Below are 14,444 nucleotides of genomic sequence, written 5' to 3'. Positions count from 1 at the left end.
TACTTACCCAGAAAAATCATGAATATAGAGAAAAATACAGAGAAACTTAAATGAACATACAAACTTAAAAGGGATGACAAACTATGATATAATGGAGGTCGCAGTGTATCTGCCAATCCACAGAAAAATAGTTCAAGGGGGAAACCTTGTGAAACAGACGATTCAGACCTTTAAGACAACTTTACAAAAACACCCACTTTTATACTTATGGCTCACAGTATTTACCTGTGAGATGACCATGCGGCTTTTTATATGGGGCACCATTTGGACCAATAGTGTACTATTTGCCTCGCTTTTTGACACCGTTGCCGTGTGCATCGCCGGCTTTCTAACGCTGAAAATCCGCAATGACGCAAGACGTAAACGCCTCTTTTTCTTTACCATCCTCGTATTTTGTACGATTTTTATGAGCCAACTCATTTTCTATAAGATGATGACGACTTTTTATACATTTTATTCACTTGAAAACGCAGGAAAAACACTGGAATTTGCCGGCATGGCATTTTTAGGCTTTCTCAAAAATCTACTGCCTGCACTCGTAATGTACATACCGCTGGTTGGAGCGCTGCACATATACAAAAAGGGCGTCCAAATTGAACCACTGGATCAAAGAAAATGGCTGTTATTGCCGATTGTTGCGGTGGGCGTTCACTTATCCACCATCGGCATCTTACACCTTTGGGAACGAAGCGAAAACTCCCCATATTCGGTGTATTATCAAATCAACTGCCCGGAATTTTCCGTCAGCAACCTGGGCCTCCTGAGCTATATGCGCATCGACGCCCAGCGTTACTTATTTGGCTGGAAGATGAAAATCGATGACATCGAAGAAGCGGCACAGAATCCAACCGATGTCCTAGAACTCGAAGAAGAATCAAAAGATAACTCAACTGCCTCAGCCGCTGGCGCAAATGGGCAAAGCCATTCAAATTCGGGTGTAAGTGGTACTGTGACAGAGACGAATTCCCAAACAGTCAAAGATCAAGTGCTTCCAATTGACTTCGATGCACTGATTCGCGAAGAAGAAGATGACATCCTGTTGTCCATGCACCAATACTTTAAAGAAGTGGAACCTTCGAAAACAAATGCCTATACAGGAATTTACAAAGACTACAATCTAATCTTTATAACAGCAGAAGCATTCTCGCATTTAGCCATCGATCCAGAATTAACACCAACACTTTACAAAATGGCGCACGAAGGCTATTACTTTCCCAATTTTTACACGCCACTTTGGGGTGTGAGTACCTCAGATGGGGAATATGTAGCAAACACGGGATTGATTCCTAAAAATGGCGTATGGAGCTTTAGTCAATCTAGCGAAAACAATATGGCATTTGCACTGGGCAATCAACTTCGTAAAGAAGGATATCAAACCAATGCGTATCATAACCACACGTACACGTATTATAACCGCCATCTATCACATCCCAACATGGGATATGATTACAAAGGGGTCGGCAATGGCCTCGTCGTTGAAGATATATGGCCAGAGTCCGACAGTGAAATGATGAAAGTCTCCATTCCGGACTATATAAACGCAGAACATTTTCACGCGTATTATATGACCGTGAGCGGACATATGCATTATGAAGTGGATTCCAATAGCATGACAGCCAAGCATTTTGACCTCGTAAAAGATTTGCCCTATTCAGAAAATGTCAAAGGATATCTCGCGGCACAAATCGAACTGGATAGAGCCGTTGCCTACTTACTAGAAGAGCTGGAAAAAGCCGGTGTTGCAGATAAAACACTTATCGCCATCGGGGCAGATCACTATCCATATGGATTGAAGTTAGAAGAAATGGAAGAACTCGCAGGTCAACCCATCGACCCAAATTTTGAACTGTATCACAATGCATTTATCTTATATACACCTAATATGGAACCACAAACCGTTGAAAAATACGGTTCGAGTTTAGATATTATGCCAACCTTGTCTAACTTATTAGGGCTTCCATATGATTCGAGATTGCTTATGGGGCGCGATTTGTTCTCAGATTCGCCTGCCTTGGTCGTCTTTAGTAATTATAGCTACATCACAGACGTTGGAAAGTGGAATACCGCAGAGAAGGTATTCGAACCCTTTGTCGACTTGCCAGAAGAGCAACTGGAAACCTACCGTGAAAAGATGACGGAGTACGTAAAATCCATGTTTTATTTTTCGGCAAAGATCCTCGACGAAAATTACTATGACATAATAACTAAACAGTTAAATAAGTGATTCGTTTCGTTGAAAATGGGTATCTTTACAATAAGTGATTTTATGTGCTTATACCCTAAAGGAGTTGATCTCCATGTTGGACATGAGATTGTTTGACCCGAGAAATCTCAATAGAATTTCGGCATACGTATCCAATCGATCAAATGAAGTCAATAATCCCTATAAAATAGTGACGCAGTCAACACAAGCGAGCACTTCAAATAGAGCTGCCTCTTCACTTTCTGAGATGCAGCCACAGCCTACTGAGGCGAAGATTCAGTCAAGAATCCAGACAGGGCTTCAATCAGGTGATGTTCAATCAAATCCTCGGACAGAACAACCTTCTAAGAACTCAAGCGTTCAGAAAAAGCCAAGCAGAGCGGAACTCTCCTATGCTGAAGCGAAGAAGTTGCCAAGTACGTTAGACGCATACAATCAGTTTCAACTGGCAATTTATGAAGAAACTGAAGATGGCGACCAACTGAGCATCAGTGCAAATGGATGGGATCAGTGGAATAAAATGAAACCAGTGGATAAACCGGACATAGAAGATGAACTGGACGTAGAAGATGAAACGGACATAGAGGATGAACTGGACATAGAAGATGAAACGGACATAGAGGTTGAACCGAATGTAGAAGTAGATCCAAACGTAGGGGATGAGCTGGATTCAATATCTGAAACAGAGGCAAACCTACAAAACAGCATTCTAAATCCCAATACACAACTGAACTAATAAAGTACACTTCGTTTAAAAGAAGTGTATTTTTTTGCGCATTTTATGAAAAAACTATATCGGCGACAAATATATCGTTGACAAGTATAACGGCTGGCGATATAATGTGATTACAGTAGACGATATAACGGTAGGCGATATAACGTCAACCGATAACAAAATAAAAGTTAGGAGGTGCTTAAATGGGCGAAGGATTAGATCGAGTGGCTCTGACAGAAGGTGTGTATTACATACTTTTATCATTATTCGAACCTATGCATGGATACGGCATCATGCAAAATGTCAAAGAACTCAGTCATGACCGCGTAACGCTTGGAGCGGGCACGTTATACGGAGCCATTAATACATTACTAGAAAAGAACTGGATTCGAAGTGTGGATGGAGATAAAGATTCGAGAAAAAAAGAATACGTCATCACCTCGCTTGGCAAACAAGCTGTGGACGGTGAAATTGAACGACTAGACGAACTACTCAAAAATGGCAAAAACATCGTCATGGGGGTGAAAGCATGAGACATGTGATTTGGAAACCATACTGGAATTTCATGAAAGAAGAAGAATGGATCAACGAGATGGCATCGAAAGGCTTTTCGATGACGAGCTACAGTTGGTGTCGATATGTCTTTGATGAAACGCCGAACAATAAGTACGAGTACCGCATCGAATTACTCGACCATGCGCCGACACATCCAGAAAGCATTGCCTACTTTCGGTTTTTAGAGGAAAGTGGCATTGATTGTATCTCGACATACATGAGATGGGCGTATTTTAGACGGGAAAAAACAGATGAACCATTTGAAATCTACACCGATACAGAATCGAAAATTATGCATTTGACGCGAGTATATAAATTTTGGAAAGGACTAATCTATCTGGAACTATTCGCAGCACTATTGAATTTAGTCGTTGGCATAATTAACTTGTATATGTCCAGTCAACGTGGGATCTACATCAGTATCTCGCCATTTTTCAATTTAGGACTTGCAACAGGACTTGGCTTAATCGGACTTAGTCTTTTACAGATGAATCACCCGCTAAGAAGACGCATCCGCGAATATCAAAAGAGGCATATCATCCATGAATAAAATAAAAAAATCCGGACAATACGCAATATCAGTTTAGCCGTCGTATTCATGAGCTTAATCATTTTTAGTTTGCGCTGGATAGGGGTGAACACGTCAGACACGCTAGTTCGAATCGTGGGCAGTCTCGATTTAGTAGCAATTGTGGTCATGAGCTTTACGACGATGAAACTCAGACAATTTTAATAGGATTCTCATGCAAGCTGGACAGAAACCATTTACACTATTAACGACAAGATTCTTAAGGAGGACAATATGATCAAAATTAACAATGTATCAAAAGTATTTCGCGATAAAAAATTAGGGGACATATACGCAGTGAACAACGTGTCAACCCATATTGAAAAAGGCGAAATCTATGGTCTTTTGGGCCCAAATGGCGCAGGAAAAACGACACTTTTAAGAATGATGTCTACCATCATGACGCCGACAGAAGGCAGTATCACGATTAACGGTTATGACGTACTTACGCAGCCAGAACAAGTGAAACAATCCATCGGATTCCTTTCGGGCAATACAAAACTTTATAAAAAGCTCACACCAGTTGAAACCATGCGTTTCTTTGGAAATTTATACGGAATTGAAAAGAAAGAACTTGAGAAAAGAATTGAACGGATCCTCAATGCACTGGACATGAATTCATTTAAAGACAAAGTAGTTGAAAAGCTTTCAACTGGTCAAGTACAGAAAACATCCATCGCTAGATGTCTCATCCACGACCCTGAAGTTTACATACTAGATGAACCGACTTTAGGACTGGATATTTTAACATCGCGCGCGATCATTGATTTTATCATCAATGAAAAGAAAAATGGCAAAACCATAATCTTCTCGACGCATTACATGGAAGAAGCAGATGCCCTATGTGACCGAATCGGACTGATTCACAAAGGCAAAATCGTCGATTCGGGTACAATGGAAGAGATGCGCTTGAAAACTGGCAAACAAAATATTCGTGACATTTTCTTACACTACATTGATAGCGAGGCGATGGCAAATGAATAAAATATTGGCAATATTTAAAAAGGAACTGCGGACCTTTTTTAGAGATAAAAAGGCGCTGATTACGTTGTTTATCCCGATACTCATCTATCCAGTGATTCTGGTTTTCCTCATGGGGATGATGAATGTCGTGAATTCGAAAAATGAAGAAAAAATGATGCGTATAATGGTGAGTGATACAGTTGCACCGGGATTTGTGTCGCTACTAGAAAAAGAGAAAAATCTTGAAATTGAACAGAAAACATTGGCACAATCCGAGATAGACGCGCTTGATTTTGAAGCGGTGGATGGTTATCTTTCGGCAAGTATCGAAGGTGAACAGACCACATTTGAGATCACGTATCATTCGAGTTTTGAATCCAGTGGCCGTTTAAAATCCCTTCTTGAATCGACGTTTGAGACGTATTCAGAGAATGAAAAGATGATGATGCTCAAATCGTACAACATCGATGAAGCATTTACATCCGTTGTTCAGGTAACCGAAGAAAATATGAAGGGTGAAGAACTTTCAAGAATCATCAGCATGGTCATTGGCATGGTGCTTCCGCTCATAATCGTACTTTACGGAATTTTGGGAACCAATGTGTTGTCCTCTGATTTGAGTGCGGGTGAAAAAGAGCGTTTTACACTAGAGACGATCTTCTCTGTGCCAATTAAACGATACGAGATCATCACAGGAAAACTCCTAGCATGTTCAACAGTTGGTCTCATCAGTGGCCTTATTAATATCTTATCATTACTCCCAATTGCACTTGTGGTATCAAGCCAAGTGAGTGGTGTAGAGATCAATATATCAGTAGGACTAGTATTCTTTATATTACTACAACTGATTCCGATTATGATTTTAAGCAGTGCAATCTTTATCGGTATCGGGATGTTTGCAAGAACGTATCAAGAATCACAATCCTTTGCATCGTTTGCACTTATCGGGATGATGGTGCTCACATATATCTTCATGATTCCAGATCTTGAAATGAGCACGGGCATCTTATTTTTACCGATTACAAACACGACGCTTGTGATGAGAGAAGCGATTTTGGGCAGCTACAAGTTGATGCCAATTCTTCAGACATTACTTGTAAATTCAGGTATTGCGATATTGGCGATTGTATTTATGAACAAAGTATTTGCAAATGATCGTGTGATTTTCGGAGGTGACGCGAAATGAATTACAAAAAAATTCTAAAAATCATAGAAAAAGAATCGAGATCACTTCTTAGAAATAAACGTATTTTGATTGGACTCATTGCGCCGTTCTTCCTTATGCCGCTTATTTTGATGGGATTTAATTACTTTTCTCAAAGTACAGAAAAATCAGTTCAAGAGACAGCGAGTATCATCTGTGTAGAAGGGCAACTTCCAGAGGCGTTTGATGCACTACTAAGCGATTCAGATGTCATTGATATTCAGGATTCTGCCCAAATCAAGGACTTTGAGAAAGCGGTTGAAGATCAGACCATTGATGCTGTTTTATATTATGAAAATAGCGGAGAGTCACATCAGTTTAAGCTCAAATATGACTTTGGACGAACTTCAGGTCAAAGAGCATCAAAACGCGTGGGAGAAATCATCTCTGAGTTTAAAATGCAAGAACAAGAAAAATTGATTCAATCGGTTCATTTGACTTGGGAGCAACTCGATATCAACAAAATCACGATTGAAGACAAAGCGAGCCAAGTTGAAGTTGCCAGCCGTTCGGCAAGTAATTTCATCCCGTTGTTCCTTGTTTTATATGTTCTATTGATGATTCTCAACTTTGCATTTGAACTCACGACGACAGAGAAGGAATCGGAAACACTTGAGACACTTTTATCGGTTCCAATTACGCGAATTGAGATGATTTTAGGCAAACTATTTGCCTGTATCTTGTTTTCCGTAGTGTCAACTGCACTTGTGATTATTGGACTTGCACTGATGATTCCACTTTTCATGGATGCTTCGACACTTGGCATCACCATGACACCACTTTTGATGTTCAATGTATTTATGGTACTATTACCACTTTTATTTATTGGTTCGGGGCTCTGTATCGCAGTGGGGATGTTTGCCAGCACATATAAAGAAGCAGGCGCATATTCAACACCGCTTGTATTCCTCTTTATGCTTCCTGCATACGCTGGAACAACACCGGGAATCGAGATGAGTACCACACTGAGCATGATTCCGATTTTAAATTCGACGATTATGCTGAGAAATGCCTTGATGAATCAAGTTAACTTCTCGTACTTTACCATCACATTTGTGGTGAACTTGCTCCTTGCAATCTTTAGTTTAGGCTTTATGTTTAAAGTCTTTGCCACTGAAAAAATTCTCTTTGGTTCAGGCAAGGAATTCTCATTTAAACTAAGACGCAAAAACATTGAAAAGAGAACGCTACTTGAGAGCATCGACGTCTTTATGATTATTTCTATTATCATCATTTTATATGTGAATTTAAGCTTGTTGCTACCGATGAAACTCAAGTCAGAGACGATTTTTTACATCAATCAACTTGGCGCGTTTTTAGCGATACCAGTGTTCTTAATTTGGTTCCTAAAAGCAGACTTTAAAAAGTCGTTTGGTTTGAAACTACCAAAACTCAACAGTTTTGTACTTGGTGGTTTGATGTGGGTGAGTGCATTTGCGATATCGTTAATTTATCAAAATGTCATCATGCCACACATCTCGGAAGCGCCAACACTTGCAGGGCTTGAAGAACAGTTATCACAATGGCCGATGTGGTTACAATTCGTGTTTATCGCATTGACACCGGGGATTTGTGAAGAGGTCTTGTTTAGAGGATTTGCACTCAGACCACTTGAAAAATCCATGGGCAAAAAAGGTGCCATCATCGTTACAGCGCTGATCTTCTCAGTTGTGCATCTGGATTTAGTCCGCCTTGTTCCAACATTTGCGTTAGGACTTGCATTTGGTGCGATGGCCATCCAATCCGGCTCACTTTTGCCATCCATCGTCTTTCATGTGCTCAATAACAGCTTGGCGATGTTCTTACCAGCTGACTTCATGCCAACAACATGGCAACTGGCAATCGTTCTCGTAGTGGCATTGGCACTATTAGCGGGATATTCGAGAATGGTTAAAGGAAAAAAGGTTAGGGGATAAGGGGAAATAAGAACAAATAAGGATAAATATAAGGATTAAAATGGAAGTTAGATTTTAACTAGATTTGAGAAACGATGGCGCTTGTGATGAGTGCCATCGTTTTATTTTGTGTTATTTTGAGAGGACAAATGGATTATTTAATCCAATTGTAGTAAAAAAAAGGATGAACAGTATTGACATAGTAGCAAAAGTATACTATCATCAAGTTAGATAGTATACTTTTGCTACTTATTTACGGAGGTGTTTAGATATGTTTGATAGCAACGAAGAACAGAACTTTATAAGTACTTACAATAAAAATGATTATGAAAAACCATCTGTGACGGTGGATATTCTTATTTTCACAATTGAAAACGATGAACTGAAAATCGTTTTAGTTAAACGTAAAGAGATGCCTTTTGCAGGGTGTTTAGCTTTACCGGGCGTTTTTGTTAAAATGGATGAAACGTTGGAGATGGCTGCACGTCGAGCAATTGAAGAAAAGGTTGGAATCTGCGATGTCTATTTAGAACAATTATTCACATGGGGCGATATTAATCGCGATCCTCGAATGAGAATCATCTCGATATCCTATTTAGCGCTTGTATCAAGTGAACAACTTAAACTGATAAACGGTAACAAAGTTCTGGAAGTGTCGTTATTGCCTGTAAACAGAATGATTGATGAAAAAGAAAAACTCGCATTTGATCATCTTGAGATGCTCAAATATGCACTAGAAAGAATTAAAAATAAAGTGGAATATACAAAAATTGCATTTGAGTTTGTAGGTGAGGAATTTTCATTGCCAGCCCTTCAAACTGTGTATGAAATCCTTCTTGGAAAGCGTTTATACAAGGCAAACTTCAGAAAAAAAATCATGCCTCTTGTAAAAGAAACAGATAAGAAAACGGAAGGGGATGCACATAGACCAAGTAAATTGTATACATTAAAGGAGACGGACGATGAATCGCATAAAGGGTTTTATTAAGGATGAGATATTTGGATGGAAGGCTTGGGAGATAATATGGTTACTCTTTTCAATAAGTGTAATGGTAACTTTATCTTTGTATTGGGGGGATAATTTTAGAGGAATAGCAGCTGGTGTTACAGGAGTTCTGTGCGTCATATTAACAGGAAAAGGGAAAATGAGTTGTTATTTGTTTGGCGCTATAAATACAATATTGTATGCGTGGATCGCATTCGAAGCAAGATATTATGGCGAAGTGATGCTCAATAGTCTTTATTATTTACCGATGCAATTTGTGGGATGGTCAATGTGGAAAAAACATATAGACCAAGAAGCAAAAGAAGTGATTAAAGCAAGGCTTAGTATAAAAAAGGAAGTAATGGTTGCAATTATTTCAATAATAAGTGTATTTATTTACGGAACTGTGCTGAAAAAAATGGGAGGAAACCTACCTTATATAGATAGTATGTCAACTTGTCTTAGTGTGTTGGCGATGATCTTAAGTGTAAAGAGGCTTATGGAGCAGTGGGTGCTTTGGATTGTTATTGATGTGATCACTGTATACATGTGGTTAGTAGATTATATCAATGGTGGCTCAGATGTCGCGACCTTATTGATGTGGAGCATTTATTTGATTAATGCCATTATTATGTTCTGGAAATGGCATAAAGAAAGTCACAAGGAGTTTAGATATGAAGTATAAAATTGGCATGTATGGAGGATCTTTTGATCCTTTACATATTGGACACATACACGATATCATTCGAGCTGCATCCATGTGCACGGAATTATATGTAGTTATAAGTTGGTGTGAAGGGCGAGAAAGTACATCAAAAGAATTGAGATATCGTTGGATTTATAATAGTTTTAAACATGTAAGTCATATAAAAATTATCATGATTGAGGATAAAGCCATCAACAAAGAGGATTATAATACGGATTACTTTTGGGAAAAGGGTGCATTGGATATAAAAAATGCGATTAGAAAGCCGATTGATGCTGTGTTTTGCGGAAGTGATTACTTAGGGACAAATCGGTTTGAAAATTTGTACTCACCTGATAGTGAAGTGGTTTATTTCGATCGAAATGAAGTCCCTATAAGCTCCACGAATATTAGAAAGTGGGTCTATGATCACTGGGCTTATATTCCTCAGATCTGTAGATCTTATTATGTAAAAAAAGTATTGATTGTTGGAAGTGAAAGTACCGGAAAGTCTACATTAACTCAAAATTTGGCATTGGCATATAACACGAATTATGTAAGTGAAATTGGTAGGGATATCACAGAGATGGCTGGAAATGAAGAATTTTTAACTAAAGATGATTTAGTTGAAATACTCATCAAGCATAAAAAAAATGAAATAGAAGCGCTTAAAGAAAGTAACAAAATTCTCTTTATAGATACTGATTCTCTTACAACTAAATTTTATGCTCAATTTTTATTAAAGAATGAAGATGAGATACAGGATTTAAGTTTGTTATCCGATGCAATCAATAAAATCAATTCATTTGATCTAATTTTGTTTTTAGAACCTACAGTAGAATTTGTTCAGGATGGTACCAGAAATGAAGAAATAGCTTCCGATCGCTGGAAGTATAGCGAACAGATTAAAACGCTACTTAATGAAAACAACTTGAAGTACTACTCTATTTCAGGAGATTACTTGTCGAGATTTAATGAAGCGAAACAATTAATTGAGAAGGACTTGGGAATAACGACACAGTGGTAGATGATGAAATTATGTATATTAACATTATAAAGTGAGGGCTAATGATGAGTGATGCGCGCGTAATCGTTTGGAGAATTACACAAAACTGCAATATGAATTGTTTGTTTTGTTCATATAGTAATGAAGTGGATCGAAAGAGAGATTCTGCTAATGAAGAAAATATTACGAATTTTATTAATATTTTAGGTGAATATAAAAGACTCAACAATCAAGAAATATTAGTGAGTTGGATTGGGGGGAGCCTTTTCTATGGGAACCTATTATTAAATTATCAAAAAAACTAAAAAAAGATTTTGATATAAAAGTCAGCACAACGACTAACGGATTATTGTTAGATTCAATAGAAATCCAAGAGTGTGTTTTAGATTATTTTGATGAAATAGTTATAAGTTTGGACGGATTTGATGAATGTAATGATATGGCAAGAAATTTAAAGGGGCATTTTGAAAAAGTAACGAAAAACATTTCTACGTTAAGTGAAAGAAAAAAAGAACGTGGGAGCAATCTTGTAATTAAGGTCAATACGATTCTTCTGAGAAATAACATAGAATATTTTGAACAATTTTGCCAAAAAATACTTGATTTAGGCGTGAATGAATTAACATTTAATCAACTAGGTGGTTTTGATAGACCTGAGTTTTATCCGGAAAATAGATTCGAGAAACAACAGGTAGATGAGTTCTATACTAATTTTGAAAAGATCAAAACAAAATTTTTAAAGTCTGGATTAATTATACATGGTGGTGAGTCTTATGAAAAAAGGATAAAAGCATCTACTGAGAATCAAAAAATCGAAATTAGTGAGTGTCATCCTGGAAGTTGGTTTTGGTTCATCAATGAAAATGGATACATAAGTCCATGTAGTTATACAACATATGAGTACATGTATGACTTGAAAAATATACAAAACGCTGCTGATGTTGAGAATGTTGAGAAAGCATTTAGAAAAGATAGGGAAACAAAATTGTCAAAATGGTGTTCCGATTGTCATTGCACCCAAGTATATAATAAATTTATTTAATCGAAAAATAGAAATATGTAAAATGGCAATTATTAAATGGATAAAAAATGAGGTGGATATTTATGAATATTACAGGTACTTCAACGTATGTGAAAATAGAATTTGAAGGTAAAGTTGTAAAGGCGACAGGGGAACTCGTAGTTGGTGGTTTTTCTGCACTCAAAAGTTCTATGAAATATTGGAAAGAACCCTATCAAAGCGAAGTTTTTAACCTTGAAATTAGAGATAAAATTGTTGAAGAAGTCAATAAGTACTGTAGAAATAAAGAGTTTAAAGTTGTGTTTGAGTGATATAACGACCTTGCTAAAGAGTACAGAGTGTTTTGTTTGGATATTTGTAAATCAAAATATGCGTTCTAAGGTACTTATAGCGATGTGCGACAGCAAATAAAAACAATAACGCTAAGGAGAATATTAAATGTCAAATGAATTCGATCAGGCAAAAATAATTTCATACAGCATAATGGAAGCCATTTTTTTATGTCTCGTGATGACACATATGAAGAGTATAAGTCGTTTAATGTTCCAAAAGAACTGGAGTTAATTTGGGTGAAAGAGATGTTCAATGACGAACTAAAAAACCTTCAAAATATAGGTACAAGTTGTTATAGCGTTTCTAAATTAACAGATAGTATTTTATCTAAAATCAGTCAATATAACATGCGGGATTACCTTGAACCACTATTTACAGGTGTAATAAGTATAATTGGTCGGTTGGATTCATTTTCTAAGCTATTAATAGCTGAGTCAGCGATTAGAACATTTGAAGACTTCCAAAAAATGCATATGGTCACGAGAACTTCAAATTTAATGGATTTAATATACTTTTCTAAAAATATTTTAAATGACATAATTGAAAAGCCAATTATTGTAGATGCGTATTATAAACAAGTTAAGGATTTAAAGAACGAAATTAACCCAGAAAGAATTAGGGAGAGAGTATTTGAATCGCTATGTGATGTTAATAAAGCGGAAACGGATTTTTCAGATTAAGGGTTTATAGAAAATACATAAACTTAGAAATACTACAAGCTTTAATTAATAATTTCGAAATAATAATTCTACCGAGTACTAAAATTGACTTGTTAAAAGTGATTTATTTGAAAGCCCTTTTATTAATAAGATCAAATAACGAATAATTCACATGATTTGTTGTAAATAATTAAAATTAAAGATTTTGAGGGAGATATATTATGATAAAATTGGAAGATTATTTAAGTCATGACAAATATGCGATTGTTCAGGAGATTGATAAAATAGCCATAAGTCAGAGGCTATCTTGTGGGATGGCTGATCAAGAAACAGGAGTAGTATTAATAATCAAAGATAATCGTTTTTTTGTTTGTGAAAAACGAAGAAATGATATTTATGTTAGAAATGAATTTGATTCTGAAACAGTAGCATACGGATTAATACTTGTTTTATGTCATAAAAGATACGAACGAAATTATAATTTTAAAGATCGTACTGACTATGAAGAAGCAGCAAGTCAAAATGATTTTAAAAAGATAGATTCACTCATCCGAAAATATTGTAATGAAGAGCATTATAGTTTGTTAGAAGAAAAAGATAAAGCCGTCTGTATGTTGAAAAATGATGAACTGTTTGATGTTGTTTATATTAACCAAAATAAAAGAAGGGTTATTGTGAAAGACTATGACCTCTGCTCAGCTTCTGTAGTTACAAGGAATTATGCAAATATACTGAGAGATTTTGAACAATTATTTATAAAATTATCAGAAGATTTAGGGTTAGAAAGCGATTTGCATGATAGCTTTTTAGAACATTATATGTGGCAATAATGGGGAATTGTGAAATACCCAATTGATGTTCAGCGCAATTGCATTTTATAGTGTTATCAAAAATGCATTACTTCGTAGCTGGCACACGCATCATGACAGCGGACGGCTTTAAACCTGTTGATAAAGAACACATTAATTTAGGAGAACGCAAATGATTAATATAGAAGACTATTTAGATTACGAAAAAATTTGTATTTATAAAAGTGACGATGAAATATCAATTTGTCGTAAACAATCAGACGGAACTGCAGATCCAGAAATTCAAATTCTATTAAAATTTAAAGAAAATCGCTTTTTGGTTTGTGAACAAAACAGAAATGATATTTATGTGAAGGGTGAATTTGAAGAAGAAAATGTAGCCTATGGATTATTCATCGCCTTATACCATGAAAGTTACGAACGAAATTATAATTTTAAAGATGATGCTGACTATGAAGAAGCAGCAAGTCAAAAAGATTTTAAAAAGATTGATTCACTCATCCTAAAATATTGTAATAAAGAGCATTTTAGTTTGTTAGAAGAAAAAGATAAAGCCGTCTGTATGTTGAAAAATGATGAACTGTTTGATGTTGTTTATATTAACGGAAATAATAGAAGGGTTATTGTAAAAGAATATAACCTCTACTTAGCATCTGCAGTCACAAGAAATTACGCAAATAAATTAAGAGATTTTGAACAATTATTTGAAAAATTATCAGAAGATTTAGGGTTAGAAAGCGATTTGCATGATAGCTTTTTAGAACATTATATGTGGCAATAATGGGGAATTGTGAAATACCCAATTGATGTTCAGCGCAATTGGATTTTATAGTGTTATCAAAA

Annotated in this window: 15 protein-coding genes; all 15 read left to right on the top strand. The window is 36.4% G+C overall.

Annotation, left to right across the window (positions count from 1 at the left end; genetic code table 11):
• The first annotated feature begins 148 nt into the window (after positions 1-148).
• The 15 genes from ACZ41W_RS07595 (at position 149) to ACZ41W_RS07525 (ending at position 14,382) form a co-directional block, all read left to right on the top strand.
• Complete coding sequence (locus ACZ41W_RS07595) at positions 149-2,224, top strand: LTA synthase family protein (protein ID WP_464311392.1); 2,076 nt, start codon at positions 149-151, stop codon at positions 2,222-2,224.
• Positions 2,225-2,297: 73 nt separating this feature from the next.
• Complete coding sequence (locus ACZ41W_RS07590) at positions 2,298-2,939, top strand: hypothetical protein (protein WP_464311391.1); 642 nt, start codon at positions 2,298-2,300, stop codon at positions 2,937-2,939.
• A 182-nt stretch (positions 2,940-3,121) separates the two neighbouring features.
• On the top strand, positions 3,122-3,451 hold the full coding sequence (locus ACZ41W_RS07585; RefSeq protein WP_464311390.1) for a PadR family transcriptional regulator: 330 nt from the start codon (positions 3,122-3,124) through the stop codon (positions 3,449-3,451).
• Positions 3,448-4,023 (top strand): DUF2812 domain-containing protein, encoded by a 576-nt coding sequence (locus ACZ41W_RS07580; protein ID WP_464311389.1) that lies wholly within the window; start codon positions 3,448-3,450, stop codon positions 4,021-4,023. The genes ACZ41W_RS07585 and ACZ41W_RS07580 overlap by 4 nt, the downstream gene beginning before the upstream one ends.
• A 252-nt stretch (positions 4,024-4,275) precedes the next feature.
• Complete coding sequence (locus tag ACZ41W_RS07575) at positions 4,276-5,025, top strand: ABC transporter ATP-binding protein (RefSeq protein WP_464311388.1); 750 nt, start codon at positions 4,276-4,278, stop codon at positions 5,023-5,025.
• On the top strand, positions 5,018-6,190 hold the full coding sequence (locus ACZ41W_RS07570) for an ABC transporter permease (protein ID WP_464311387.1): 1,173 nt from the start codon (positions 5,018-5,020) through the stop codon (positions 6,188-6,190). Before ACZ41W_RS07575 ends, ACZ41W_RS07570 begins: the two co-directional genes overlap by 8 nt.
• Positions 6,187-8,124 (top strand): CPBP family glutamic-type intramembrane protease, encoded by a 1,938-nt coding sequence (locus ACZ41W_RS07565; RefSeq protein ID WP_464311386.1) that lies wholly within the window; start codon positions 6,187-6,189, stop codon positions 8,122-8,124. Before ACZ41W_RS07570 ends, ACZ41W_RS07565 begins: the two co-directional genes overlap by 4 nt.
• A 250-nt stretch (positions 8,125-8,374) precedes the next feature.
• Positions 8,375-9,091, top strand: coding sequence for an NUDIX hydrolase (locus ACZ41W_RS07560; RefSeq protein WP_464311385.1), 717 nt, complete (start codon positions 8,375-8,377; stop codon positions 9,089-9,091).
• Entirely contained in the window at positions 9,066-9,773 is a 708-nt protein-coding gene (gene pnuC, locus ACZ41W_RS07555; RefSeq protein WP_464311384.1) for a nicotinamide riboside transporter PnuC, read from the top strand. The genes ACZ41W_RS07560 and pnuC overlap by 26 nt, the downstream gene beginning before the upstream one ends.
• Positions 9,763-10,800 (top strand): AAA family ATPase, encoded by a 1,038-nt coding sequence (locus ACZ41W_RS07550; RefSeq protein WP_464311383.1) that lies wholly within the window; start codon positions 9,763-9,765, stop codon positions 10,798-10,800. Before pnuC ends, ACZ41W_RS07550 begins: the two co-directional genes overlap by 11 nt.
• A 226-nt stretch (positions 10,801-11,026) precedes the next feature.
• Complete coding sequence (locus ACZ41W_RS07545) at positions 11,027-11,821, top strand: radical SAM protein (protein ID WP_464311382.1); 795 nt, start codon at positions 11,027-11,029, stop codon at positions 11,819-11,821.
• A 62-nt stretch (positions 11,822-11,883) separates the two neighbouring features.
• Positions 11,884-12,111 carry an Imm74 family immunity protein gene (locus tag ACZ41W_RS07540; protein ID WP_464311381.1) on the top strand — a complete coding sequence of 76 codons (228 nt, stop codon included), beginning with the start codon at positions 11,884-11,886 and terminating at the stop codon, positions 12,109-12,111.
• A 189-nt stretch (positions 12,112-12,300) separates the two neighbouring features.
• Positions 12,301-12,813: a hypothetical protein gene (locus ACZ41W_RS07535; protein WP_464311380.1), complete on the top strand. Its 513-nt coding sequence runs from the start codon at positions 12,301-12,303 to the stop codon at positions 12,811-12,813.
• Between the two features lie 200 nt (positions 12,814-13,013).
• Positions 13,014-13,622 (top strand): hypothetical protein, encoded by a 609-nt coding sequence (locus ACZ41W_RS07530; protein ID WP_464311379.1) that lies wholly within the window; start codon positions 13,014-13,016, stop codon positions 13,620-13,622.
• 151 nt (positions 13,623-13,773) lie between these two features.
• Positions 13,774-14,382 (top strand): hypothetical protein, encoded by a 609-nt coding sequence (locus tag ACZ41W_RS07525; protein WP_464311378.1) that lies wholly within the window; start codon positions 13,774-13,776, stop codon positions 14,380-14,382.
• Positions 14,383-14,444 lie beyond the last annotated feature (62 nt).

The sequence above is a fragment of the Fusibacter fontis genome, from assembly GCF_055378735.1.
The sequence above is the reverse complement of the archived record's forward strand: the minus strand, read 5'-3'. Positions and strand labels throughout refer to the sequence as shown.